This is a genomic window from Candidatus Amarolinea dominans (assembly GCF_016704685.1).
Lineage (GTDB): Bacteria > Chloroflexota > Anaerolineae > SSC4 > Amarolineaceae > Amarolinea > Amarolinea dominans.
Window position 1 is genome coordinate 145,460 of the sequence record NZ_JADIZS010000013.1, and the last position, 26,199, is coordinate 171,658.

Consider the following 26,199-nt stretch of genomic DNA (forward strand, 5'->3'; position numbering starts at 1 on the left):
CTCACTCCTGCCCTGGCGTCGGGGACTGGCGGCGTCGCGCCCACGATTCCTGGAAGGAGCGGGGCGCAAACGCGGGAAAGTCCCGCTGCCCGGTCCAGGCGCTCAACGGGCCGGGCAAGCGACGGATCCAGCCCTCCCTGGCCAGCAGGCGCGTGCCGGCAGAGGCCAGCTTACCGCCCAGCCGGTAAAGCCACGGGTGGGTAACCGCCAGCGCGTAGGCTTGCAGGCCCAGGCGCAACCACAGAGGCGGATGCCCGGCCTGCACGGTGTCATGGCGCAGCTTGAGCAACAGCCCAGGCAGGTCAATACGCACCGGGCACACCTCCCGGCAGGCGCCGCACAGCGATGAGGCGTGCGCCAGCTCGCCAAATTCATCCATCCCGGCCAGCAGCGGGGTGAGCACGCTGCCCACCGGTCCCGGATAGGTGGAACCATAGGCGTGGCCGCCAATACTGCGATAGACCGGACAGACGTTGAGGCAGGCGCCGCAGCGGATGCAAGTCAGGATTTCGGCCAGGTCGCTCTGCAGGATGCTGCTGCGGCCGTTGTCCACCAGCACCAGGTGCAACTGCTCTGGCCCGTCGGGGTCTGCGGCGCGGCGCGGCCCGGTCAACAGCGACGTGTAGACGCTCAGCTTCTGGCCGGTGGCGCTGCGTGCCAGGATCTGCAGGACGAGGGCCAGATCGTCAGGTGTCGGTACGATGCGCTCGATGCCCATCACCGCCACGTGGATGCGTGGCAGCGAGGTACACATACGGCCGTTGCCCTCATTGGTGACCAGCGTCAGCGTGCCCGTGCTGGCGACGGCAAAATTAACGCCGCTGATGCCCATGTCCGCGCTCAGAAAGGCCTGGCGCAGGACGCGGCGGGCAATGGCCGCCAGCGCGGCCGGGTCGTCCACGTAATCCACGCCCAGTTTCTGCTGGAACAGGCGTCCGATCTCCTGGCGCGTCTTGTGCAGCACCGGCGCGATGATGTGCGAGGGCGGTTCCTGGGCCAATTGCGCGATGTATTCGCCCAGGTCGGTTTCGATCACCTGCAGGCCGGCCGCTTCCAGCGCCGCGTTGAGGTGAATTTCCTCCGTCACCATGGATTTGGATTTGATGATCGTCCGCACCTGGTTGGCCTGGGCGATGCCGGTGATGATGCGCTGCGCGGCGGCCGCATCGGGCGCCCAATGCACCACGCCGCCAGCCGCCTCAACCTGGTCGCTCAATTCGATCAGGTAGCGATCGAGTTGGGCGATGGTGCGCCGGCGCATGGCACGCGCCCGGTCACGCACCGCGTCGGCGTCGGGCAGCGTGGCGAGGGAGGCCAGGCGCTGCGTGGCAAAGCGGCCGGTGGCGGCGCCCAACGCTGCGCGCATGATGTCGTTGTGCATCCCGGTTTCGATGCGGTCATACAGAGAGATGGGTGCAGTATGCATGGTTCATTGACCTGCAGGAGGGGCGGCTGATGGCGGCTCTGGCCACGCCTTCTGGCCGGTGTTGACCAGGATGTCGGCCAGGTGGACGACGCGCACAGCCTTGCCCTGGCGGTGCAGGCCCGCGCCGATGTGCAACAGGCAGGAGTAATCGCAACCGACCAGGCAGTCGGCGCCGCTCTCCTCCAGGTGGCGCAGCTTGTTGGCGAGCATGTCCTCCGCAATGTGCGGGAATTTGATGCTGAACAGGCCGCCGAAGCCGCAGCATTCGTCGGCCTGCGGCAGCGCGACAATCGTTGCGCCCTGCACCTGGGCCAGCAGGGCCTCCGGCTGCCGCCGAACGCCCAGGCCGCGCGTCAAATGGCACGAGGCGTGGTAGGTGAGGGTACCCGCGGCCACGGCGCCCAGGTCGGTGACACCCAGGTGGTCTACCAGGAATTGGCTGAACTCCACCACGCGGCTCGCCAGGCGCTCGCTGCGCGCCAGCCAGGACGGCTCATCCTGGAAGAGCTCGGGGAAGTGATGAACGATCATGTCGGCGCACGACCCGGAGGGAACCACGATCGGGTTGTTGGATTTCTCCAGTACGCGGATGGTGTGCCGGGCCATCTGCCGGGCTTCGTCCCAGAAGCCGCCGTTGAAGGCAGGTTGCCCGCAGCAGGTTTGCCCGGCCGGCACATCCACGGTCAACCCCTGGCGCTCCAGGATGGTGACCACCGCCTCAGCCGTCTGAGGGGAGAGGTGATCCAACAAGCAGGTGACAAACAGACTGACCCGCCTGGGCCGCGGCCCGGCGTTGACAGAAGTTGCAGACATGGCGCACTCCTTGTGCGATTCTCGACCCATTTCAGCATAGCACGAAACCCCGACAAAGACAAACCGAAATACCGCTCATTTCGCGCCCAGGTATTCCAGTGGTACAATAGGCTTGGGCGAGTGCAGGAGGGCATCATGAAATTTCCATACGGTATCAGCGACTTTCATAAGTTGATTACGGAAGACTACTTCTACGTGGATCGCACCGACCGCATCCCGGTGATTGAAGAAATGGGCGAGCAGCTGCTGTTTCTGCGGCCGCGGCGTTTTGGCAAGAGTCTATGGCTTTCGACGCTGGCGAACTATTACGACGTCGCGCGGGCCGGGGAATTCGAGCGCCTGTTTGGTCACCTGGCGGTGGGGCAGAACCCGACGCCGCGTCACAATCAGTATTTCGTGCTGCGCTGGGACTTTTCGCTGGTCGCTGCGTATGGCGACGCGAATGAGATTGCGCAGGCGTTGCACCGTCATGTCAATGGTCGTATCCAGGACTTTGTGACCTACTACCAACAGATGTTGCCAGGCCCTATCGAGATTCACCCAACCGACGCCCTGGTGTCGCTGCAATCGGTGTTGACGGCCATCAGCCAAACTCCGCATAAGCTGTACTTGCTGATTGACGAGTACGACAACTTTGCCAACGAGCTGGCCATGAGCGGACAGCCGACTGGGAAGGCGCGCTACGATGCGCTGCTGCGCGGGGAAGGGGCGCTGAAGACGCTGTTCAAGGCCGTCAAGGGCGCAACCAGTGGATTTGGATTGGATCGGGTCTTCATCACAGGAGTATCGCCGATCGTGCTGAGCGACTTGACCAGCGGCTATAACTCAGCGCGCAACATTTACTTGCAGCCTGCCCTGAATGATCTGTGTGGCTTCACGGAGGTCGAGATTGCTGATGCTTTGAGCCAGGTTGCTGATGCCTGCCGCTTTTCCGCCAGCCAGACTGCAGAGGCGCTGGAGATGATGCGTACCTTCTACAATGGCTACCGTTTCTGCGAGGAACCTGCACCGCCGGTCTACAATCCCACCCTGGCGCTTTATTTCATGCAGGAGTTCCAGCAGAATTGCCGCAATCCCAGCCACATGCTGGACAGCAACCTGGCGATGGATCGCGGCAAGCTGGCGTACATCGCCAGCCTGCCCGACGGGGGGCAGGTGCTGCTGGATGCCGTCCAGGAGGAGCCGCCGCTGGCGCTGTCGGTGCTGGCCGACCGCTTCGGGGTTGAGGACATGCTGACGGCGGCCAAGGATGCGCCGTTCATGGCGTCGTTTCTCTACTATTTTGGTGTGCTGACCTTCGGCGGGCGCACGTCCCTGGGCCATTTGATCTTGCGCATCCCGAACCTGGTGGCGCGCAAGCTGTACGTCGAGCGCGTTCAGGACATGCTGCTGCCAGACGTCCGCGCCCAGGATGCGGGACGGCAGGCGACCGATCAGTTTCTGCTCAGCGGCGACCTGGGCCCGGTGTGTGCATTCGTGGAGCAGCGCTACTTCCGGGTTTTCGACAACCGTGACTACCGCTGGGCCAATGAACTGACGGTCAAGACGGTGTTTCTGACGCTGCTGTTCAACGATATTGCCTACATCATGGATTCGGAGCCGGCATTGGCGCGGGCGTATGCCGATCTCAGCATGATCGTGCGGCCGGAGATGCGACAGTACGCGCTGCCCGACCTCTTGTTCGAGTTCAAGTATGTGGCCCTGTCAGAGGCGGGGATGACGGCGGAGCAGGTGCGTGGTTTGACGGCGGAGACGCTGCGTGCGGTACCCGTGGTAGCGCCGCGCGTAGCGGAGGCAACCGCCCGCCTGGCGGAGTATCGGACGGCGCTGCAGGCCAAATATGGCGACCGCTTACGCCTGCGCTGCTACGCCGTCGTCAGCCTGGGCTTCGAGCGATTGGTGTGGGAGGAATGCCGTTGAGCCTGTGGTGGCGTGAGTGGCGTGCATCCTGGCGCGACACGTTGATCTTGCTGCGTGAATTTCGCCTGCCGCTGTTCATTTCCGTGATCGCCTTCGGCGGCGGCGGGTTGCTCTACTTCGCCCTGGCGCAGGAGGCCCACGCGCCGATCGAGTCGGTTCCCGAAGCCATCTACATCGTGCTGTCGCAGGCGTTCTTGCAGTCGGCCGGCGAGTTTCCCAATCAGTGGTACCTGCAGGCTTTTTATTTTGTCATGCCCCTCATCGGCATCGGCACATTGGCGCGCGGCCTGACCGATTTTGGCGTGATGCTCTTCAACCGTCGCGCGCGCGGCAAGGAGTGGGAAATGGCTGTTGCTTCGACGTTTAGCCAGCATGTCGTGCTGATTGGCCTGGGACACCTGGGGTTCCGCGTGGCTCAGCACTTGCACAGTATGCACCAGGATGTGGTCGCGATTGAAATGAACCCGAGCGAAACCCTGGTGGCCGAGGTGCGCGCCCTGAATATCCCCGTGATTCATGATGATGGTCTCCGGGAGACGACCCTGCTCGCGGCCGGCGTGCGCCAGGCGCGCGCCATCATGCTCTGTACTCAGCAGGATAGCCTCAACCTGCAAATGGCGGTCAAGGCGCGCAGCCTCAACCCGACGATCCAGGTTGTGCTGCGCATCTTTGATGACGATTTCGCCGAGTCCCTGCACAAACAGTTCGGTTTCAAGGCCTTCAGCGCGACGGGCATGGCCGCGCCCGCCTTTGCCGCGGCCGCGGCCGGCGTGGACATCACCTACCCGCTAACGATCGAAGGCCAGCCGCTTTCCCTGGCGCGTTTCAATCTGGTCGCACACTCGGCCCTGGTCGGCTGCACCATTGCCGAGATCGAGGAGCGCGATGATGTCAGCATCGTCCTCCTGCGGCACCAGGGCGTGCCTGATCTACATCCGGCCCACGACCGCCGCTTGAGCGCCGGCGATGTGATCGCGGTGCTCGGCAGCCCGTCCAGGTTGAACCAAATGGTGGCCAAGAATCAGTAGGTGACGGCAAAATTGACATGGTCTCTATTCCTGTTTATAATTTAGTTGACTTGTCAAGTATTGATGCATCATGAAAAATTGACTTCGTTGGGGTAGACAGTGCAGCAAGCAAACGTGTTCTCTCGCATGATGACGGTCGCGCTGATTGCGTTCAGCGTCATAACCACAGGATTCCTCACGGCTGGACCAAGCAGCGCCGGTTTTGCCACCATCACGCTCGACGGCGTGCGTGAGGCGGGTTACAGCGCCGCCATCGCCGCCGACCCATCCGGCGATCTGGCTGCTGCCATCAGCGGCCAGGCCCACACCCTCTGGACTGACCTGACCGCGCTCTACTGCGCGAATGATGACAACTTCCTCTTCGTCTACGCGGACCTGCCGGCCTACAGCAATATGACGGCGAGCGGAGAGATCGGCCTGCTTGTGGACAAGGCGACCGCGGCTGGCGGCAGCAGCGACCCCTGGGGCAACGCCATCACCTACAGTCACACCAACAAGCCTGACTTCGCAGTGCGCGGCAACATCCCCGGCCGCAGCGGCATCGCTGGCGATGACAACAACGGCTGGACCGAGCTGCGCACCTGGAACGGCAGCAACTGGAACAGCGGCGCCGGCATCAACTGGGGCGGTCTCAGCGGCGGCGGCCAGGTGGGCAGCAGCATCGCCTACGCCAACAGCCAGGGCGTCGAGTTCAAGATTCCCCTGAGCGCCCTGGGCGTGAGCAGCGGGCAGACGGTCAGCCTGGAATTCTTCGCCACGCAGAAGGGCGCGACGCACGGCGCTTATGACACCACGCCGTCCGATGACCAGGCGACGGGCCTCACCGACCCCACCACGCAAAGCGCCTATGCGGCCTGCGCCATCGAGAGCAACGGCACGCCCACCAACACGCCCACCACCGGCCCCACGCCGACGCCGACCAACACGCCAACGGTTGGGCCTTCGCCCACGCCGACGCCGACGGCCGGCTCTTCATGCGCGTCCGCGCAGACCGGCGACGGCGCCATCGTCACCACGGCCCTCTATCACAACAACCTGGAGGTGAGCCTGGCGCGACCCGGTCGGCGGCATTCTGCCCGATGGCGAAGCGGCCGTACGCCTGCGCACCTGTCACAGCGACGTGCAGACCGTCAACGTGCTGGTGTGGACTACCGGCGCGGGCGTCAACCCCAGCTTCATTTATACAGCGACAGTCGTCGCCACCGACCCAAGCGGCCCCTACGACATCTGGGAATACCTGGCGCCCGGCCCTGGTTACAACATTGACCAGTGGTATCAGTTCCGCATCGCCGACGCCGGCCTGCTCGGTCACTATCACCCCTCCGTCGGCAACACCGGCCCGGGCGTCTGGGTCGCCGGCCCCAGTCCGGTCAACCCGTCCTGGAGTCTGCCCACCATCCCCGCGCCGCCGGCAGATTACACCGTGCCGAGCTGGCTCAAGGATGCGGTCATCTATCAGATCTTCCCTGACCGCTTCCGCAACGGCAGCGCGTCGAACGACATCGGCGGCGCCACGGTCTATGGCCCCACCACCTGCAACGGCTATCCCGGCCCCGGCGCGCCCGCGTGCGTGACCGAACTGCACAGCAGTTGGACCGATCTGCCGCGCACGCCAGGCTACGGCATTGACTTCTTCGGCGGCGACCTGCAGGGCATCATCGCCAAGATCAACGAGGGCTATTTCGACGACCTGGGCGTCAACACGCTCTACCTCAACCCGGTTTTCAACGCCTCGTCCAATCACGGCTATGACGCCAACGATTATTACAACATCAACCCCCGCTTTGGCGACAATGCCACGTTCGATCAGTTCATGACCGCGGCCACCGCGCACGGTCTGCGCGTGATCCTGGATGGCGTCTTCAACCATGCCGGTTCTGACAGCAAGTACATGGACGGCTACGGCCTCAACCGTTGGCCCGCCGACATTGGCGCGTGTGAAGGGCCTAATCCCTACCGCTCCTGGTTTACCACCGGGGGCAGCGGTTCCGGCTGCACCGACGGCTGGAAATGGAAAGGCTGGTACGGCTATGAAACCATCCCCGAATTCGTAGATGCCAGCGCCGACGTGCGCGCGTTCTTCTACCGCGACGGCAGCGCGCAGAGTCCCGGCGGTAAGTCGGTTACGCGCTACTGGCTGGAGAAGGGCATTGCCGGCTGGCGCTTCGACGTGGCGCAGGACATCACCCACGACTGGTGGCGCGACATGCGCCCCTACGTCAAGACCGTCTACGGCAGCAGCGAAGTCCTGATGCTCGGTGAGGTCACGGGCGGCTGCTACCCCTACCAGGATTTCGTCAACGCCGGCGAACTCGACTCGGCCATGAACTACTGCTTTCGGGACTGGCTGCGCGACTACGCCAACGGCGGCTCGCCGGCCAGCTTCGACGCCTCCTGGCAAAATTTCCGCAACCTCCTGCCGCCCTCGCCCTGGTATGGCATGATGAACCTGATCAGCAGCCACGACTCCCCGCGGCTCCTCAGCCAGCTCAACCAGGACACGAACCGCCTCGAACTGGCCGTCATCATGCAGATGACCCTGCCCGGCGCGCCGTCGGTCTATTACGGCGACGAGGTGTCGCTGCCCGGCAGCGGCGACCCGGACAACCGCCGCCCCTATCCGTGGAGCGACCGCGGCGGCAGCCCCGACATGGCGATGTACCAGCATTTCAAGACGCTGATCGGCATCCGCAACCAGCACGCGGCCCTGCGCGGCGGCGACATGACGACGCTCCTGATTGACGCCACCCACTCGCTCTACAGCTACCTGCGCTGGAACAGCAGCGAGCAGATCGTGGTCATCACCAACAACAGCGGCAGCGCGGCCAGCGGCGTCGTTCCGGTCGCGGCGCATCTGCCCGATGGCACGGTGCTGACCGACCTGCTCAACGGCGGCGCCTTCACCGTGTCCGGCGGCAATCTCAGCCTGTCCGTGCCCGCACAATGGGGCCGCATCCTGCACGTCAACCTGGCGAGCACGCCGACGTCTACCCCCACCAGCGCCGGCGGACCGACAGCCACGCCCACCGCAACCCCCACCGCCACGCCGACCGGCGGCGCACCAACCGCGACGCCTACGCCGACCGCGACGGCCAGCCCGACGCCCACCATCACGCCAACGCCGCACGGCGCCATCCTGGCGATCGCGCCTGCCACCACCAACACTGGCGTCGGCAGCAGTTTCAGCGTCACCGTGCGTGTGCGCACCAGCCAGGCGGTGGATGGCGCGGCCGCGTATCTCGATTTCGATCCGGCCCTGCTGCAGGTCGTCTCGATCAGTCCTGGCGCCGCGCTCCCCGCCATCCTGCAGAATACGTTCAACAATGTCACCGGCCAGATCAACTTCGCGGCCGGCATCTTGTCCGCCCCCTTCCCCGGCAGCGATTTCGACCTGGCGCAGATCACCTTCCAGGCGCTGGCGGTGACGCCGGGTACGCCGTTGACCTTTGCCTCCGCCAACCCGCGCCTGAGCGATGTCTCGTTCGGCGGCGCTTCGATCCTGGATCATGTCGAGCATGGCGCCGTGGTCATCGCCAGCGCCAGCGCCTCGCTGACCGCCTCGGTCACGCTGCAGGGCCGCCCCGCGCCGCCCCATCCGCGCTGGGCAGTCCCCTTGACGGTTTCGCTGACTGTGCCCGGCTCAGGCACGCCCGCCTACACCTTCACGCCAACGACCGATCAGAACGGCAGCTTCACGATCAGCGGCATTACGCCCGGCGCCTACGAGGTGCGCGTCAAGCACAGCCACACGTTGCAGAATAAGGTCACCGTGGTCCTGAGCAACGGCGCCAACACGGCCAACCTGGGCATCCTGCGCGAGGGCGACGCCGACAACGACAACTTCGTGACCCTGGTGGACTTCTCCATCCTGGTCACAGCCTTCAGCACCTGCCAGGGCGCCGCCGCGTACGATGCCCGCGCCGACTTCGACAACGACGCCTGCGTTACCCTGGTGGACTTCTCGCTGCTGGTCACCAATTTTGGGCAGGCCGGCGCCAGCGCGCCAGGTGGGGTTGCGCCCGGTTCCCTCCCGCCCATCGCGCAGCGCCCCTCTGCGGTGACGCTGGAAATCGTCCCCGTCGCGACGGAAATTCGGGTCGGCGAGCCATTTACCGTGACCGCGCACATCAACACCGGCAGCCAGCAGGTGGATGGGGTTTCGGTCTATCTGAACTTCGACCCGGCGCTGCTGCAGGTGCAGGCGCTGACGCAGCCCAACAACCTGCTGCCCGCGGTCATCCAGAATCAGTTCGACAACGGCGCCGGCCACGTTGACTTCGCCGCCGGCGCCTTCAGCGGCTTTCCCAGCGGCGCCTTCGATGTCGTGCAGGTGCGCTTCATCGCCCAGGCCGTCACCGCCCCGGATACAGCCCTGACCTTTAACGCGTCGCTGCCCCGGCGCACCGACGCCACCTTTGGCGGCCAATCGGTCCTGACCGGCAGCACGGGCGGGACCGTCGTCGCCTTCTGCTACGACTTTGACGACAGCGGCCAGGTGGACGTCAACGACATCGCGGCTGTGGCCGCGGCCTGGGGCGCGGTCACCGGCGGCCCGCTCTACCAGGCCCGCTACGACGTGGATCACAACGGCATCATTGATGTGGTGGATGTCATGCGAGTCGCGGCTCGCTGGCAGTTCCCGTGTTGATTCGTGGAGGAAATTGTCATCATGCGTAAGTTAGGGGCTTTCTTGCTTGTTTTGACCCTGGCCGTCGCCAGTTTCAGTGTTGCCTTCTCAGGCAACGACGGTCCGGGCGCCGGCGGCGCCGGCCGCGATGGCTATGGAACGATCACCCTGGATGGCGTGCGCGACGCGGCCTACGGCTCTGCCATCGCCATTGATCCCAGCGGAGACCTCGCCAGCCCTGGCCCTGCCGACTGGTCTGGCACGACCTGGACCGATCTCACCAATCTCTACTGTGCCAACGACGACACGAATGTTTACGTCTATGCGGATTTGCCCAACTACACCCAGGCCGGTTCCAGCGGCCAGATCGGCCTGACCGTTGACCTCAACTCGAGCGGCGGCGGCAGCAGCGATCCCTGGGGCAACGCCATCACCTTCAGCCATCCCACCCTGCCCGATTTCCTCGTGCGCGGCCACATCGCGGGCATGGACGGCGGCGACAACGGCTGGACCGAGCTGCGCGCCTGGACCGCCGGCGCGTGGAGCGCTGGCGGCGTCAACTGGGGCGGCATCAGCGGCGGCGGGCAGAGCGGCAGCAACATCGCCTACGCCAACAGCCAGGGCGTCGAGCTGAAGATTCCCCTGGCGACCTTGGGCATCAGCCTGGGAACGAACATCAAGCTCGAACTGTTCGCCACCCAGGGCGGCGCGGGCAAGGGCGCCTACGATTCGACGCCGAGCGACGATCAATCCACGGGCTGGGACGATCCCAGCAACCTGGTCAACTACGCTAACTGCGACGTGGTGAGCGGCAGCACATCCACGCCGACGCCGACGACGGCTCCGACCAGCACGCCGACGCCGACGACCGTTCCCACGAACACCCCGACGCCGACGACGGCCCCAACGAATACTCCGACGCCGACGACGGCTCCGACCAACACGCCGACGCCGACGACCGCGCCAACCAACACCCCGACGCCGACCACCACCCCGGCGGGCGGTGGGAGCAACAACATCCTGTGGGATCCGTTGTACCATGCGGCGCCGAGCGACGATCCGCAGACGGAGTTCGTGCCGGGCGAGGCGTACACCTTCCGCAGCGTGGACGGTTCGGGCAACGTCTATCCGACGACCGCGGTGGACATCTACATCCTGACCGAGTGGCAGGACCTGACCAGCGCGAACGTGATCTACTCGACCGGCGGGGGGGACACCTACCTGCCGATGGTGTGGATCAAGAACATCACGACGACGTTCCACGGCCAGCCCTCGTACACCTACGACCTGTGGCAGGGGACGATTCCGGCGCAGAGTGCGGGGACCACGGTCTACTACCGTGTGCAGGTGAACGACGGCACGGCCAGCGCCTACCTCAAGGCGGCGAACAGTGCGGGCAGCGGCTATCAGAACCCGTTGGGGCAGTGGGTGCGCAACCCGGACGCAGCGGGCAGCGACAACTACAGCTACACCGTGATCTCGCCGACCGCGACGCCGACGCCAACCCCGACCGCAACCACTGCGCCGACATCCACACCAACGCCGACCAGCACGCCGACGACTGCGCCGACGGCCACGCCAACGCTGACAACTGCGCCGACATCCACCCCGACGCCGACCAGCACGCCGACGACTGCGCCGACGGCCACGCCGACGCTGACCACTGCGCCGACATCCACCCCGACGCCGACCAGCACGCCCACGACTGCGCCGACGGCCACCCCGACGGCAACCACTGCGCCGACATCCACACCGACGCCGACCAGAACGCCCACGACTGCGCCGACGGCCACACCGACGCTGACGCTGACGACGGCTCCGACTAACACCCCGACGCCGACGACCGTTCCCACGAACACCCCCACGCCGACGACCGCGCCGAGCAACACGCCGACGCCGACGACGGCCCCCACCAACACGCCGACGCCGACGACGGCCCCCACGAACACACCGACGCCGACGACCGCGCCGACCAACACCCCGACGCCGACCACCACCCCGGCAGGCGGTGGGAGCAACAACATCCTGTGGGATCCGTTGTATCACGCCGCGCCGAGCGACGATCCGCAGACGGAGTTCGTGCCGGGCGAGGTCTTCACCTTCCGCAGCGTGGACAGTTCGGGTAACGTGTATCCGACGACCGCGGTGGACATCTACATCCTGACCGAATGGCAGGACCTGACCAGCGCCAACGTGATCTACTCGACGGGCGGGGGGGACACCTACCTGCCGATGGTGTGGATCAAGAACATCACGACGACGTTCCACGGTCAGCCCTCGTACACCTACGACCTGTGGCAGGGGACGATTCCGGCGCAGAGTGCAGGGATCACGGTCTACTACCGGGTGCAGGCGAACGACGGCACGGCCAGCGCCTATCTCAAGGCGGCGAACAGTGCGGGCGGCGGCTATCAGAACCCGCTGGGGCAGTGGGTACGCAATCCGGACGCAGCGGGCAGCGACAACTACAGCTACACCGTGATCTCGCCGACCGCGACGCCGACGGCCACCTCGACGCTGACCACTGCCCCGACCAGCACACCGACGCCGACCAGAACGCCGACGACTGCGCCGACGGCCACACCGACGCTGACGACTGCGCCGACATCCACACCGACGCCGACCAGAACGCCGACGACTGCGCCGACGGCCACACCGACGCTGACGACTGCGCCGACATCCACGCCGACGCCGACCAGAACGCCAACGTCTGCGCCGACGGCCACACCGACGCTGACCACTGCGCCGACATCCACACCGACGCCGACCAGAACGCCGACGACTGCGCCGACGGCCACACCGACGCTGACCACTGCGCCGACATCCACACCGACGCCGACCAGAACGCCGACGACTGCGCCGACGCCTACCTCGACGCTGACCACTGCGCCGACCAGCACACCGACGCCGACCAGCACACCGACGCCAACCAGAACGCCCACGACTGCGCCGACGGCCACACCGACGCTGACCACTGCGCCGACGGCCACGCCGACGCCGACGCCAACCGGATCGGTTACGTTGTCGCTCATTCCTGACACATCTACGGTGAGCGTGGGGCAGGTGTTCACGCTGACGATACGCGCCCAGGCGGGGAGCCAGTTGGTGGACGGCGTGGCTGCTTATCTGAACTTCGACCCCGCGCTGCTGCAGGTGCAGGCGGTGACGAACGGCAGCGCGCTGCCGGTCCAGATTCAGAATCAGTTCAACAACAGCGCAGGCACAGTAGATTTTGCGGCCGGCGCATTCAGCAGCTTCCCCAGCGGAATCTTCGATGTGGCTTACGCCCGTCTGCAGGCCATCGCCGCCAGCGCCGGCGCCCCGGTGACCTTCAACCGCTCCACCCCGCGGCGCAGCGATGTCACGTTTGGCGGCGCTTCCGTCCTGGGTGCGGTCAACGATGCCCTGGTTATCATTGTGGCAGGAAGCACCAGCACGCCGACGCCCACCCCCACGCCTGCGCCAACCAGCACGCCGACGCCGACAGCCGCGCCCACGAACACGCCAACGACTGCGCCGACCAGCACGCCGACGCCGACAGCCGGACCGACATCCACTCCTACGGCTACGCCGACCAAGACCCCGAAACCAACGAAGACGCACACACCCACGCCGACGCCGACAACCAGACTGACCAGCACCCCGACGGCGACGACTGCGCCGACCAACACGCCGACGGCGACCACCGCGCCAACCAATACGCCGACGCCGACCAACACCCCGACGGCGACGACTGCGCCGACTAACACGCCGACGGCGACGACTGCGCCGACCAACACGCCGACTGCAACCACCGGGCCGACCGCGACCCCCACCGCGACCCCGACGGGCGTCGTCATCTTCCAGGCGCCGCAGAGCAGCACGGTCATGGTCGGAGACACCTTCACGGTGACGGTGCGCGTGCAAGCCGGCAGCCAGCAGGTCAACGGCGCGGCGGCCTATCTCAACTTCGATCCGGCCATCGTGCAGGTGCAGGCCCTGACCGCCGGCGCCTCGCTGCCCGTGCTCATCCAGAGCCAGTTCAGCAACAGCGCGGGCACGGTAGATTTCGCGGCCGGGGCCTTCAGCGGCTTCCCCACCGGCACTTTCGACGTCGTGCAGGTGCGCCTGTCAGCCCTGGCGCCAAGCGCAGGGATGCCCCTGGTCTTCAATCTGACCCCGCCGCGGCGCACCGACGTCACCTTCGGCGCCGGCTCGATCCTGGCCGGCGCGGTAGATGGCGTGGTCATCGTCGCCAACAACTGTTATGACTTCGACGGCGATGGCATCGTTGATGTGGATGATATGGTGCAGATTGCCCTGCGCTGGCTGCTCACCGCGGATAATCCCGATCCTGACGGCGATCCGGGCACGCCCAATTACGCGTTCCGCTACGATCTGGACGCCGACCGCGACATTGATGTGCGCGACATCATGCTGGCTTCTGCGCACTGGAACGAAGCGCAGATCTGCACGCCCCCCTGATCGAAACGCGAAGAAAATTTCTGGAGGTTCTTATGCGACAAACATGGCGTTGGTTGCGCCTGTGCGGGTTGATTCTGTTGGCAGCGGTCTCATGGCCGCAGTTGAGCCATTCTGCCAACCCGCCGGCTGCCGGTCTCGCCGCGCCGCAGGGCGCGGCCGATTGCAACATCTTCTGGACTGAAGTGTTGCACGACACCTTCGACAGCGACTACCGTTCGACCGTTGGCCCCACCACCCCGAGCACGACCGTCAAGCTGCGGCTGCGCGTGGCGCAGAGCGACATCACCACAGCTCGTGTGCGCGTCTGGAACGACCGCACCGACAGCGAGACCTATGCGGCCATGACCTGGGATGGCGCGTTCGACACCGATCCTGTCACCTACGACTGGTGGTTTGCGGACATCGCCGTGGGCAGCCAGCCGACGATTCTGTACTACTTCTTCGAGCTGAACGACAACGGTTTTGGCGGCTGCAGCCCGGCCGATCAGGACTTCTATACTGACGACGACCCCAAGTTCTACGGCGGCGGCCGCGGCGCAATGAGCGACGCCTACAACGACCAGAAGAGCTTTCAGATCACCGTCTACGACCCGGCCTTCGACGTGCCGGCCTGGATGCAACAGGGCGTGGTCTATCAGATCTTCCCCGACCGCTTCCGTGACGGCGACGCCAGCAACGATCCGGCTGCCGGCCGCTTCTTCTACGGCGCCAACTCGGCCATCGTGCGCTCCAACAGCGCGGACTGGAACGCCACCATGTGCGACCCGCGCAACGTGGCGTCGCCCACCTGTAACAAGCGCTACAGCGACAACTTCTACGGCGGCGACCTGGCCGGCATCACGCAAAAGATCAACGACGGCTACTTCGACAACCTGGGGGTGAGCGTCCTCTACCTCAATCCCATCTTCCAGTCGCCCTCCAATCACAAATACGATACCGCCGACTACCTGCAGATTGACCCCGATTTTGGCGACCTGGCCGATTTTCAGGCCCTGGCCGCGGCCGCCAACAGCCACGGCATCAAGCTCATTCTCGATGGCGTCTTCAACCACACCTCATCGGACAGCCCCTATTTCGATTATTACGCGCTCTACGCCGCAAGCGGCGCGTGCGAGTCTGCTGGCAGCCCGTACGCGGGTTGGTACTACATCCCCGACATCGGCACGCCGGCCTGTGAACCGGACCGCACGGGCGATCCCAACGTCTGCGACGCGGCCGATCGCGTGACGTGCCGCCCGCCCGGCTACGGCGGCGCCAACACCTACGATGCCTGGTACGGCTACGGCTCGTTGCCCAAGCTGCAGGCGAACTCCGCGCCGGTGCGCAGCCTGATCTGGAACAACGGCCTGAACTCTGTCGGCCCCTACTGGACCAACCAGGGCGCCCGCGGCTGGCGCTTCGACGTAGGCGGGGATGTGGACTGCGGCCTGACCTGCGCGCCGGCCAACGACTACTGGGAAGGCTTCCGCAGCGCGGTGCGCGCAGTCAACAGCCAGACCGTGACCCTGGGCGAGGAGTGGGGCGATGCGTCGGCCTGGCTGCTCGGCAACGAGTGGGACAGCGTCATGAACTACCGCTTCCGTTCAGCCATGTTGAACTGGCTCTTCACCGGCTGCTCCGGCAACGGTTGCAGCGGCGGAACCACGTTCGAGGACAACGACAGCAACGCGGGCAGTTCCAGCGGCGCGATCAGCGTCATCACCCCGTCGCAGTTCAACGCGCGCCTGCGCTCCATCCAGGAAGACTACCCGCCGCCGGCCTTCAACGCGATGATGAACCTGCCCGGCTCGCACGACACCAACCGCGTGCGCTTCCTGCTCAAGAAGAGCAACAACGACAGCGACACGGCCGCGGTGCAGCGCATGAAGGAATGGTGGCTCTTCGCCTTCACCTACCCCGGCGCACCCACGCTCTACTACGGCGATGAGATCGGCCTCAGCCACGATGGCGTCTTCGCCGGCACGAAGTACGAGGACGACCCGTACAATCGCGCCCCCTTCCCCTGGCCGGACGCCAGCGGCAGCGCGTATAGCTACGACGCCAACGCGCAGGCCGCCGACCTGGCCGGCTTCTCACGCCAGATGGCGAGCATCCGTTGGAGCTACCCCGCGCTGCAAGATGGCGATGTGCAGCACGGTCTCATCATCGAAGACGCCAACAAGCTGTACGGCTTTGCCCGCACCAACGGCAGCCAGACCGCGCTGATGGCCCTCAACCGCGACAACCTGGCCCACCCCGCCAGCTTCAGCGGCCTCAACGCCGCGCCCTACAGCCTGCCCAATGGCACAGTGCTGGTTGATGCCCTCAGCGGCGTCACCACCACCGTCAGCGGCGGCGCGGTCAGCGTGACCGTCGCCAGCAACTGGGGCGTTGTGCTGCTGGAAACGGCCAAAGTGCAGACCCCGGTCGCCGCGCCCGCCCTCGCGGCCGTGCGCGCCGGCGCCAGCGTCACCCTGACCTGGTCAACCGTGATGACCGACACCACCGGCGCGCGTGAACTGGCAACCGTCTACGACATTCATCGCAGCGCCACGCCCGGCTTCACGCCTGGCCCGGCCACCCTGCAAGGCTCCGTCAAGCCGTCGGATGTCAGTTTCCGCTTCGGCGCCAGCGGCGGGCAGTTCACCTTCAACCAGACGGCGCCCAGCGGCGCGACCTACTACTACCAGGTCTGTGCGCGCAACGCGGCGGGCGTCAGCGGCGTCTGCCCTGAAGTCGCCGCATCCGATGTCCCGCTGGCCTCCTTCCAGGCGACGGTGCTCCTGCAGGGCCGACCCGCGCCGCCCGACCCGACCTGGAGTGTGCCGCTGACCGTCACCCTGACCCTTTCCGGCCAGGGCGCGCCGGCCTACAGCTTTGCGCCCACCACCGATGCCAGCGGCGCCTTCACCCTGACCGGCATCGTTCCTGGAACCTACGACCTGCGCGTCAAGCACAGCCACACCCTGCAGAACCGTCAGACCGTCACCCTGGCCGCGGGCGCCAATCCGCCGACCGCCGTGGGCGCCCTGCGTGAAGGTGATGCCAACAACGACAACTATGTGACCCTGTTGGACTTCTCGATCCTGGTCACCACCTTCGGCAAGTGTACGGGCACGCCCGGTTATGACGCCCGCGCCGACTTCAACGGCGACACCTGCGTCACCCTGCTCGATTTCTCCCTCCTCGCCACCAACTTCGGCCAGGCCGGGCAGAACAAGGCCGCGGCCGCGCCCGCGCTCAAGCCGCCCGCTCGTACCGTCAACCTGACGCTGCATTAGAGACCGGAGACTGGAGACCGGAGATTGGAGACCGGAGATCAGAGACCTACGTGGAAGGCGGTTGATTTGTGGTTGGAAGGGAGCGGGAGGTTGGAGATTGGAGATCGGAGACTGGAGAACGGAGACCGGAGACTGGAGACCGGAGACCGGAGACCGGAGAACTCCCGTCTTCCACGTACCCGATCTCTGATCTCTGACCTCTGACCTCTGACCGGAGACCGGGACCTCCACGCACCCGATCTCTGATCTCTGATCTCTGACCTCTGACCGGTGATGAGGTCTTGACAGGGGCGCAGAAGGGTTGTATACTGAATGCAGTGACAGTGCCATGAAGGGTTCCGCGCCTGGCGGGACCGGTGGGTCTCCCTGAACGATTTGCTACGCAAGTGCTGAGCTGTCAGAGTCTGATGATTCCATTGAATGATGAACCGCGCTGCTGGCGCGGATAGATGAATAGATCAAACCTCACCGGCATATGTTGTCACGTCAATGGTGAATCGAGTGGACTGCGGACGCCGAGGGGACCTCGGACTGAACTTGGCCGTTGGGCGGGTCTGTTGGAGACCGAAGGTTGGAGATCGGAGACCGGAGACCGCAGAACTCTCGCCTTCCACACACCTGATCTCTGATCTCTGATCTCTGTCCTGAGATTGGAGACCGGTTGGCGTTGGACGGCCCTTCGACGGCCGTTCACGGGCAGGCGGTTGGAATGGAAGGGGTCGCTGGTTCGCCCAGGCTCGTCCGGTCAGGTCGTGCTCGGGGGGCCGCTGCCCAACATTCCGTACACCGACCGGGGAGGATCTGGGCCGGTTGACGATGTTGGCGGCCCCGGCGGCTGACGGTTGGCGTTGGGCCGGCTAGCCCCACAAGGGGAAACAGGAGTTATCACGTCAGCAGCGGGCGATCACGAATAAGCCACTCAGTGTAAAATACAGAAAACCGTTGGGTCAATATCTATGCCAACCATCTTACGCATCGGGCGTTACCGCTTTCTCTTTTTCAGTAACGAAAACAATGAGCCGCCGCACGTCCACGTCAAAGCGGAGAGCGACCAAGCCAAGTTCTGGCTCGACCCGGTGCGCTTGGTATCCAATTACGGCTTCAAAGCCCACGAATTGAACGAGATTGGGCGGCTGGTTCGCCAACATCAAGCAGAGTTCGTGGAGGCCTGGCATGAGCACCTTGGTTGAAAGTCCCGCGAAACCGAAACTGAAATTTCGACCGGCGTATCGGCCCACGACCGCCTTAGCCCAAAGTGTGAAGTTTCGGGAGGCGTTGATGGAAGTGTATCTGACCGATGGACGGATCATCAGCGTTCCCATTCTTTGGTTTCCGTTGCTTCACGAAGCCACGCCGGAACAGGGACCGCTATGAAATTGGTGGCGGTGGGAAAAGCCTCCATTGGTCGGACATAGGACATCTCCGTGGCGGGGGTTGCTCGCGGGCGCCGATTTGCAATCTGCCTAATCAAGCAGCGGTTCACCGCTAGTAGCCCGCTCAACACGGGTTGCAGGCGATGGGGTCGGGCGGTCCGGGCGGTTTTGGAACCGCCGCACTCCCGGCCTGGGCGGACTTGCGGAGCTTCGGCGGGGGCGTCCATAGGCAGGCGGTTGGAATGGTTCGCTGGTTTGCCCAGGCCGGTCCGGTCAGGCTCTGCTGGGGGGGCCGCTGCCCAACATTCCGTGCAGCCGACCGGGGAGGATCTGGGCTGGTTGACGATGTTGGCGGCCCCGGCGGCTGACGGTTGGCGTTGGGCGGCTCTGCCGGAGACCGGAGATTGGAGACCGGTTGGCGTTGGACGGCCCTTCGACGGGCCGTTCACGGGCAGGCGGTTGGAATGGAAGGGTTCGCTGGTTTGCCCAGGCCCGTCCGGTCAGGCTCTGCTCCGAAGGCCGCTGCCCAACATTCCGTGCAGCCGACCGGGGAGGATCTGGGCCGGTTGACGATGTTGGCGGCCCCGGCGGCTGACGGTTGGCGTTGGGCGGCGACTAACTAGCTGCGATTAAGGAAAGGTTACGTTGGAAAACATATGCAACACCCTAACCCAGACGCTTGGGTGTGAGATGCTATGGTCTGCCATCAGCGCCATTTCGTCCTGCCTGGGCGCTATTTTCACTGGTGTCGCAGTCTTTGCCATTTGGCTTGCCTCTAAGCAATTGCGCTTTGATGCTTGGCTCAAAGCACAAGATGTATTCACCGAAGAGAAATTCACTGAGACTCGCAGAAAAGTTTTCGCGCGATTAGACAACCTTGAGAAGCCTTGGACAGAGGAAGAAAAACTGGAGGCCAAACAAGTTTGCCGACGAATGGATGAATTCGCACACTTAGCGCGTTTCGTGGGTAGAAAAAGTCTTCTCGAAGTTTGGGATGATCCTCTTGCGAAATCATGGTTGGTTCTTGAACCTATTGTTAAAGAAGAACAGAAACAGACTGGATGGCCCAACAAGTGGAAGGCATTTCAGGAACTCGGCCAAGAAGCAGTTAGAAACTTCATCGTGAAGGACGGCAAATTAGAAGAAATACGTAAATACGGTATTGGCCGCCCAACACGGCGCAGCCGGGCCGACAACGGACTCTGAATCGGACAAACGGACTGCTTCGCAAACGGACACTCGCTCGCCGGATACTTTGTAGATTGGGGCTGAGATCAGCAGGCAAAGCACTTGTTCCGCAGGCAGCGCCCAACACGGCGTGCAGCCGACCCGCCCAGCTGCCAAAGTTGAGCATCGGTTTTGACCATTGGCGTTTGGGTCGGTGGCAGGCTGGACGCCGAGACCGTTGGGCGGCTCTGCAGCGAGAGCGTCCACGGGCAGGCGGTTGGAATGGAAGGGGTTGCTGGTTTGCCCAGGCCGGTCCGGTCAGGCTCTGCTGGCGGCGGGGGCAGGTCATGTTTCTGTCGGGAGCGCCGCTGCCCAACATTCCGTGCAGCCGACCGGGGAGGATCTGGGCCGGTTGACGATGTTGGCGGCCCCGGCGGCTGACGGTTGGCGTTGGGCGGCTCTCGGCGGGGGCGTCCACAGGCAGGCGGCTGGAATGGTTCGCTGGTTTGCCCAGGCTCGTCCGGTCAGGCTCTGCTGGGGGCGGCGCTGCCCAACATTCCGTGCAGCCGACCGGGGAGGATCTGGGCCGGTTGACGATGTTGGCGGCCCCGGCGGCTGACGGTTGGCGTTGGGCGGCTCTGCCGGAGACCGGATTGGAGACCGGAGATTGGAGACCGGTTGGCGTTGGGCGGCCCTTCGACGGCCGTTCACGGGCAGGCGGTTGGAATGGAAGGGGTCGCTGGTTTGCCCAGGCCCGTCCGGTCAGGCTCTGCTCGGGGGGCCGCTGCCCAACATTCCGTGCAGCCGACCGGGGAGGATCTGGGCCGGTTGACGATGTTGGCGGCCCCGGCGGCTGACGGTTGGCGTTGGGCGGAGCTTCGGCGGGAGCGTCCATAGGCAGGCGGTTGGAATGGAAGGGTTCGCTGGTTCGCCCAGGCCCGTCCGGTCAGGTCGTGCTTGGGGGGCCGCTGCCCAACATTCCGTGCAGCCGACCGGGGAGGATCTGGGCCGGTTGACGGTGTTGGCGGCCCCGGCGGCTGACGGTTGGCGTTGGGCGCAAGCCGTCACCTACGCCGCAGGATGCAGGATAAGGAAGACTACTAACCGACGTTCGCCTGGAGATACTCATATGCCGTCAAACGAAGTCATGGAATGGGTAAAGACGATTGGTTCATTGTTATGTTCTTTGCCTGTAATGATCTTGTTGGCCCTTGTCATCTTCAGAAAGCCTCTGCGCAAATTGATCGATCAATTTGCGGGAACAGATGTGAAGCGAGCCAAAATCGGCCCTGTCGAGATTGAGCGTGAATTGGGCAATCTGGCTAAAGAAGGTAAGCAAGCCGTGGAGACCATGAATCGCCTAAACGTACTTATGGCCGAGTCTCGCCTCCTCGAACTCGAAATCACTGAGGGTATGTTTGGTTCGGTATTCTCTCCGTCACAGCGTCAGCAAATGAAAGAGCAAATCAACGAACTACGCAAGCTCACATACAAGGCCACCGAAGGCGAGAGCGGCGAGGGCAAGAATCCAAAGTAACAATGTGGTCGGTAGGAGTGGATCTGTCGGCGATCGAGGCGGCAGGTCGCCACGGTTCAGGGCCACGGGCCTAACATTGCTTCCACCTGACGGCTGCGCCGGTAGGATCGTGGGCCGCGCAAGTCACGGAGGCGCAGCCGTCAGGCGCAGCCGCAGGCGCAGCCGCAGGTGAAGCCGCAGGTGAAGCCGGCCGTTGGGCGGAGCCTCGGCGGGGGCGTCCATGGGCAGGCGGTTGGAATGGCTCGCTGGTTTGCTCAGGCCCGCTCGGTCTGGTGGTGCTTGGGGGGCCGCTGCCCAACATTCCGTACACCGACCGGGGAGGATCTGGGCTGGTTGACGATGTTGGCGGCCCCGGCGGCTGACGGTTGGCGTTGGGCGGAGCCTCGGTGGGGGCGTCCACGGGCAGGCGGTTGGAATGGTTCGCTGGTTTGCCCAGGCTCGTCCGGTCAGGCTCTGCTGGTGGCACCGCTGCCCAACATTCCGTACACCGACCGGGGAGGATCTGGGCCGGTTGACGGTGTTGGCGGCCCCGGCGGCTGACGGTCGGCGTTGGGCATCCAGAGATAGCCAAAATGCTTGCGAAAGATAACTTGGCGAAGAAGAGGCTCTGACTATGATAAGTATCACGATGCCTTGCCAGGACTTGCTCACATGATCGGAAACATAACTAACTATCTCGGAAAGCCATTCTATGAAGCACCCAACTGTGCAATCTATAATGTCGACTGTCTGGACGCAATGAGAAGAATACCGGAATCCTTCGTAGATCTGACTGTCACAAGTCCTCCTTACAATATCGGGAAGGAGTACGAACAAATACTGCCTCTCGATGACTATCTCAGTTGGTGCGAAAAGTGGATCGCGGAGGTATATCGGCTGACAAAATGCGGCGGAGCCTTCTGGCTAAATCTAGGATACATCTCCATTCCTAATCGTTCTAAGGCTATTCCACTGTCCTATTTGCTGTGGAATCGAATGCCTTTCTTTTTGGTTCAGGAAATTGTCTGGAACTATGGTGCTGGTGTCGCTGGCAAGCGATTCTTCTCGCCACGTAACGAGAAGTTTCTGTGGTACGTAAAGGACTCGCTAAGTTACACTTTCAATCTTGATGAGGTTCGTGACCCAAATGTCAAATAACCTAATCAGAAACAGAACGGAAAGATAAAAGTCAACTCACTAGGAAAGAATCCCTCAGACGTTTGGCAGATACCAAAGGTCACGTCAGGGACAAATCGAAGTTCAAGAGAGCGAACCCACACCCCGCCCAATTCCCGCGAGCGTTGATTGAGAGAATAATCAAAGCGTCATCGAATATCGGGGAAATAATACTCGATCCCTTTATTGGCTCAGGTACAACCGCTATCGCCGCCCTGCAACTAGACAGGAGCGTTGTGGGGATGGAGGTAAATACTGGTTACTGCCAAATCACGGCTGACAGAATCGAGAGGTTTCTCACCGCGCCTCAGCAGATGCGTCTATTGGAGGGGGAGTTTGAGTAGCTTGTATTTTCCCACGCTGGGATCGAGTCGTGCTTGTTGTCCGGTTGCTGCTGCCTGTCCAATCCAATCAGAATAATCTAGCCAGCCAAATCTGACTCCTACTATTTTGGGCCTCACTGATGCTTTGAACTTCTCGAAATTAACAGCAAGATAGTAGCCTGACTTGTTCTTTTTTGGACTGTCTGTCTCTTGTGCATAACTTCGATTTCCGAATATGCTCTTTGCGCTTGAAGAGGTCTTGATCTCCACAGAATACTTTGGATCAGGGGTATAGACAAGGTCTTTCTCATCGGCGGTTTCTTCACGCCTCCAAGTTCCCGGATAGCGACGAGAAAACTCTAAGGGGATCAGTTCATGTAGAAAATACGCCATGATCTGTGGCCGTGGAAAAAGATCCTCGCCGATTTTGAAGGGCTTGCTGCCGATTCCAGAACTAAACATGTCGTTCCATACTTTCAAAACGACATCGTTTATCTCGATCATTTCAAGAGGATGTTCATCGATCAATTCACGAGTCCGGTTTTCCCAACTCTCTATCGGCAGTCCCAAGTAGGGTGATATCACTGTTCTACTCCAGATACGAGATCGGATAGGGAGGCATCCAGAGCCGTCGCTATACGGGCCAGGTTGAGAAGGCTGATATTGCGCTCTCCTCGCTCAACACTGCCGACATAAGTACGGTGTAGACCTGTCAGCTCAGCAAGTTTCTCTTGCGAGAGACCCTTCGCTAGACGATGCTGGCGGATATTATCTCCGAGCTTGTGAAGAAGCGATTTTGGCATGTCGCAATTATGCACGGATGATACTTATAGGTCTACACTATATAAGTATCATACTGAGACCTTGTGATAATTTGCTTCGGCAAGGTCATACTCGCCCGTCATACAATTGCGATGAGAGAGTTTCGCCACCACGGGCGGCGGGTCTCGTTATGCGGGTCTGGTGCTTGGGCTTTGCCTAACCACTGGTTCCAGTTGACGGTTGCGCCGGTGGGGCCGTGGGTTGCGGGAGGTACGTGAGGCGCAGCCGCAACTGAACCTTGTCCGTTGGGCAAGAAGGCGCAAGCGTTGGAGGTAGAAAATCGAGAAGATTTGCGTCTTGAAAACTGTCTGCGAAGCGATTCGGACAGGAGCGTTGGATACAGCAGCCGATCTACTCAGATGCGAGTACCCGTTTGCCCCTGACCAAGTCATCAAGCGCACCTACGGCCCACAAGAGGCGATCCGTATCTTCATCCGTGATGGATTCATCGATCGGTACACAGGTGAACGTCTGGTCTTTCCACCGGTGCTCCGAGTGATTTCGATGGCGCTGCCAATCGATTTCCCCTACCACCCGAACTGGAAGACGGATGTCACGCATCGAGCGTACTGGGAATTGAGTGCCACTGTTGACCATCTCATTCCGGTCACACACGGAGGAGCGGATGATGACTCAAACTGGGTCACGACGTCCATGGCCCGCAACAGTGCCAAGATGAACTGGACTCTGGAGCAACTTGGCTGGACACTTCATCCGCCTGGGGACTTCCACATTTGGGATGGACTCGTGGGATGGTTTCTCGACTACGTCCAGGTACATCCTGAGTTTCTCGCGAATGGATCAATGAGGAATTGGTTCAAGGCCGCAAGAGTTGAAATCGGTCTACGAACACGTGCCCTGTGACGACGAGTGGTCAACACAGTTCGCCATCGGGGGCGGGCGGGTCTCGTTTTGTCGGCTTGGTGCTTGGGCGTGGCCTAACATTGCGTCAAGCTGACGGCTGCGCTGGTCGAGCTCGCGCAATTGCAGGTTGGGTGGGCGCAGCCGCAGCTTACACCAGCCGTTGGGCGGGCGTCCGTAACATGGAAACATCGTCGCTACGCAAGAACCAGCCACATCTTGAGGCTGTTCTCGGGCCGCTTTCAGCCGAGGACGATGCCAACATGCGTGCCATCTTCGACGAGGTCGACGGGGCCTTACTTGAACTCGCACGCCACCTCGGTCGTGACGGTGCGGGATGGGACGGCACTGGCCTTGAGCTGTCATGGATGGTGTCTGGACAGACCGCGATCGGTAGCCACATTGGCGCTTGTATTGATGGCGCTAACTGCGTCGACTTCATCATTGAGCTTCGGCCGTCGTGGTATTTTGGTGAGAGGTCGCCAACGTTGAGTTGGGAGATCGAGACGACGATCTCAGCCGATTGTCAGCACGCTGTCTACCGCGCCATGGAGACCGTACACAGTGCCACGCTTCGGGCTGCAACGGCTATGGAAGCGGCTGTAGCGCTTCGCACCGCAGCTCGGCAGTTGTTGCGTCAAGGGATGGATTTTCCGTTGGCGCACTGGTTGGCGCTGGCGTCGGACACTACGCACCTGCCTGGCCCGTCTTTGACGTAGCGGCACGCCGAAGACGCCGGATATCAAGGAGACCGATTGAAAATGGTCGCGTTGTGCAGCGGCTACCGAAGCTGTCGTGGGAACGTTAAGCAGTCGTAGCGTGACGCTCCTGCGTAGGTGGCGCAACACACAGCGGTACATCAACCAGACGGCGTTCGCAGGTGTGGGTGGTCGCGCATCCTGTTGGGCCACGGGTCGCACGGCGGAGCATCAGTCCGGTTCGCCGTCATGGGTGGTGGGTCTCGTTGGGCGGTGCTGGTCACCAGGGCGGGGCCTAACACTGGTTGCGCCTGACGGATGCGCCGACAAACGCTTGCCGTCGCGAGAGCATCGCCAGGCGCAGCCGCAGGTGAACCTGGCCGTTAGCCGCTCATCGCGCAAAACTATCATCAAGGTCAATAACCATGATTGTCAATTATCCAGCAAAATATCGTGATAGCTTGGGCGAAGAAATCACAACGATCCAAAATGACGGAAAACTTCTACGAATGGAGATTCGTGAAGTAGCGTTTGTTGGAGAGGATTTTGATTCTTTAGAGCCGACTACCTTTGACGAAGAGCAAAAGGAACTCTTTGATTTTGTGTCTGTATTCATCGCGACTCATGTCACAGGCAACATTCCCGATGCTGGTCGTGAAGCCTATATGTTGAGCAATTATCAACTAGAATGCGAAATACCCTTAGTCGTCGTAGTTGGCAATGAA

At 62.8% G+C, this 26,199-nt stretch carries 17 protein-coding genes and 1 pseudogene; 14 read left to right on the plus strand and 4 right to left on the minus strand.

Features of this window, described 5'->3' with window-relative positions; genetic code table 11:
* Window position 1 precedes the first annotated feature (1 nt).
* Together IPF85_RS09945 and IPF85_RS09950 are read right to left on the minus strand one after the other, a co-directional pair.
* Window positions 2-1,426 carry a LutB/LldF family L-lactate oxidation iron-sulfur protein gene (locus IPF85_RS09945; protein WP_343407929.1) on the minus strand — a complete coding sequence of 475 codons (1,425 nt, stop codon included), beginning with the start codon at window positions 1,424-1,426 and terminating at the stop codon, window positions 2-4.
* Window positions 1,427-1,429: 3 nt separating this feature from the next.
* The gene (locus tag IPF85_RS09950) at window positions 1,430-2,239 is read right to left on the minus strand and encodes a (Fe-S)-binding protein (RefSeq protein ID WP_343407930.1); all 810 of its coding nucleotides are present in this window, start codon (window positions 2,237-2,239) and stop codon (window positions 1,430-1,432) included.
* A gap of 135 nt (window positions 2,240-2,374) precedes the next feature.
* Between IPF85_RS09950 and IPF85_RS09955 the strand changes: the two genes are divergently transcribed.
* The 11 genes and pseudogenes from IPF85_RS09955 to IPF85_RS10005 all read left to right on the plus strand — a co-directional run bounded on the left by IPF85_RS09955 (window position 2,375) and on the right by IPF85_RS10005 (window position 23,114).
* Entirely contained in the window at window positions 2,375-4,159 is a 1,785-nt protein-coding gene (locus IPF85_RS09955) for an AAA family ATPase (protein ID WP_343407931.1), read from the plus strand.
* Entirely contained in the window at window positions 4,156-5,187 is a 1,032-nt protein-coding gene (locus IPF85_RS09960; RefSeq protein ID WP_343407932.1) for an NAD-binding protein, read from the plus strand. Before IPF85_RS09955 ends, IPF85_RS09960 begins: the two co-directional genes overlap by 4 nt.
* Window positions 5,188-5,313: 126 nt before the next feature.
* Entirely contained in the window at window positions 5,314-6,453 is a 1,140-nt protein-coding gene (locus IPF85_RS09965; RefSeq protein WP_343407933.1) for a hypothetical protein, read from the plus strand.
* A gap of 304 nt (window positions 6,454-6,757) precedes the next feature.
* Window positions 6,758-9,835 carry an alpha-amylase family glycosyl hydrolase gene (locus IPF85_RS09970; RefSeq protein ID WP_343407947.1) on the plus strand — a complete coding sequence of 1,026 codons (3,078 nt, stop codon included), beginning with the start codon at window positions 6,758-6,760 and terminating at the stop codon, window positions 9,833-9,835.
* A 21-nt stretch (window positions 9,836-9,856) separates the two neighbouring features.
* Window positions 9,857-14,278, plus strand: coding sequence for a hypothetical protein (locus IPF85_RS09975; RefSeq protein ID WP_343407934.1), 4,422 nt, complete (start codon window positions 9,857-9,859; stop codon window positions 14,276-14,278).
* Window positions 14,279-14,310: 32 nt separating this feature from the next.
* Complete coding sequence (locus IPF85_RS09980) at window positions 14,311-17,538, plus strand: alpha-amylase family glycosyl hydrolase (protein ID WP_343407935.1); 3,228 nt, start codon at window positions 14,311-14,313, stop codon at window positions 17,536-17,538.
* Window positions 17,539-18,494: 956 nt separating this feature from the next.
* Window positions 18,495-18,728 carry a DUF4160 domain-containing protein gene (locus IPF85_RS09985; RefSeq protein WP_343407936.1) on the plus strand — a complete coding sequence of 78 codons (234 nt, stop codon included), beginning with the start codon at window positions 18,495-18,497 and terminating at the stop codon, window positions 18,726-18,728.
* Window positions 18,712-18,912: a DUF2442 domain-containing protein gene (locus IPF85_RS09990; protein WP_343407937.1), complete on the plus strand. Its 201-nt coding sequence runs from the start codon at window positions 18,712-18,714 to the stop codon at window positions 18,910-18,912. Before IPF85_RS09985 ends, IPF85_RS09990 begins: the two co-directional genes overlap by 17 nt.
* A 644-nt stretch (window positions 18,913-19,556) precedes the next feature.
* Window positions 19,557-20,117 carry a hypothetical protein gene (locus tag IPF85_RS09995; RefSeq protein ID WP_343407938.1) on the plus strand — a complete coding sequence of 187 codons (561 nt, stop codon included), beginning with the start codon at window positions 19,557-19,559 and terminating at the stop codon, window positions 20,115-20,117.
* A 1,090-nt stretch (window positions 20,118-21,207) separates the two neighbouring features.
* A complete protein-coding gene (locus tag IPF85_RS10000; protein WP_343407939.1) occupies window positions 21,208-21,615 on the plus strand; it encodes a hypothetical protein in 408 nt (135 codons plus the stop codon).
* 651 nt (window positions 21,616-22,266) lie between these two features.
* Window positions 22,267-23,114, plus strand: a pseudogene (locus IPF85_RS10005) (site-specific DNA-methyltransferase).
* Here the strand turns inward: IPF85_RS10005 and IPF85_RS10010 are convergent.
* On the minus strand, window positions 23,091-23,678 hold the full coding sequence (locus IPF85_RS10010; RefSeq protein WP_343407940.1) for a ScaI family restriction endonuclease: 588 nt from the start codon (window positions 23,676-23,678) through the stop codon (window positions 23,091-23,093). The pseudogene IPF85_RS10005 and the gene IPF85_RS10010 overlap by 24 nt on opposite strands.
* On the minus strand, window positions 23,675-23,896 hold the full coding sequence (locus IPF85_RS10015) for a helix-turn-helix transcriptional regulator (RefSeq protein ID WP_343407941.1): 222 nt from the start codon (window positions 23,894-23,896) through the stop codon (window positions 23,675-23,677). The genes IPF85_RS10010 and IPF85_RS10015 overlap by 4 nt, the downstream gene beginning before the upstream one ends.
* A gap of 316 nt (window positions 23,897-24,212) precedes the next feature.
* Here IPF85_RS10015 and IPF85_RS10020 point away from each other — a divergent pair, with 316 nt between their 5' ends.
* From IPF85_RS10020 to IPF85_RS10030, 3 genes are all read left to right on the plus strand, one after another.
* Window positions 24,213-24,779 (plus strand): HNH endonuclease, encoded by a 567-nt coding sequence (locus tag IPF85_RS10020; RefSeq protein ID WP_343407942.1) that lies wholly within the window; start codon window positions 24,213-24,215, stop codon window positions 24,777-24,779.
* A 179-nt stretch (window positions 24,780-24,958) separates the two neighbouring features.
* Window positions 24,959-25,495 (plus strand): hypothetical protein, encoded by a 537-nt coding sequence (locus IPF85_RS10025; RefSeq protein WP_343407943.1) that lies wholly within the window; start codon window positions 24,959-24,961, stop codon window positions 25,493-25,495.
* 404 nt (window positions 25,496-25,899) lie between these two features.
* The coding region (locus IPF85_RS10030; RefSeq protein ID WP_343407944.1) for a DUF6304 family protein at window positions 25,900-26,199 on the plus strand (300 nt) is incomplete at its 3' end.

What these genes read in the sequence shown, in the direction of transcription:
- IPF85_RS09955 (WP_343407931.1), top strand. Translation starts at nt 2,375, where the DNA reads ATGAAATTTCCATACGGTATCAGCGACTTTCATAAGTTGATTACGGAA.
- IPF85_RS09965 (WP_343407933.1), top strand. Translation starts at nt 5,314, where the DNA reads ATGATGACGGTCGCGCTGATTGCGTTCAGCGTCATAACCACAGGATTC.
- IPF85_RS09975 (WP_343407934.1), top strand. Translation starts at nt 9,857, where the DNA reads ATGCGTAAGTTAGGGGCTTTCTTGCTTGTTTTGACCCTGGCCGTCGCC.
- IPF85_RS09990 (WP_343407937.1), top strand. Translation starts at nt 18,712, where the DNA reads ATGAGCACCTTGGTTGAAAGTCCCGCGAAACCGAAACTGAAATTTCGA.
- IPF85_RS09980 (WP_343407935.1), top strand. Translation starts at nt 14,311, where the DNA reads ATGCGACAAACATGGCGTTGGTTGCGCCTGTGCGGGTTGATTCTGTTG.
- IPF85_RS10000 (WP_343407939.1), top strand. Translation starts at nt 21,208, where the DNA reads ATGCCGTCAAACGAAGTCATGGAATGGGTAAAGACGATTGGTTCATTG.
- IPF85_RS09985 (WP_343407936.1), top strand. Translation starts at nt 18,495, where the DNA reads ATGCCAACCATCTTACGCATCGGGCGTTACCGCTTTCTCTTTTTCAGT.
- IPF85_RS10025 (WP_343407943.1), top strand. Translation starts at nt 24,959, where the DNA reads ATGGAAACATCGTCGCTACGCAAGAACCAGCCACATCTTGAGGCTGTT.
- IPF85_RS09950 (WP_343407930.1), bottom strand. Translation starts at nt 2,239, where the DNA reads ATGTCTGCAACTTCTGTCAACGCCGGGCCGCGGCCCAGGCGGGTCAGT.
- IPF85_RS09945 (WP_343407929.1), bottom strand. Translation starts at nt 1,426, where the DNA reads ATGCATACTGCACCCATCTCTCTGTATGACCGCATCGAAACCGGGATG.
- IPF85_RS10015 (WP_343407941.1), bottom strand. Translation starts at nt 23,896, where the DNA reads ATGCCAAAATCGCTTCTTCACAAGCTCGGAGATAATATCCGCCAGCAT.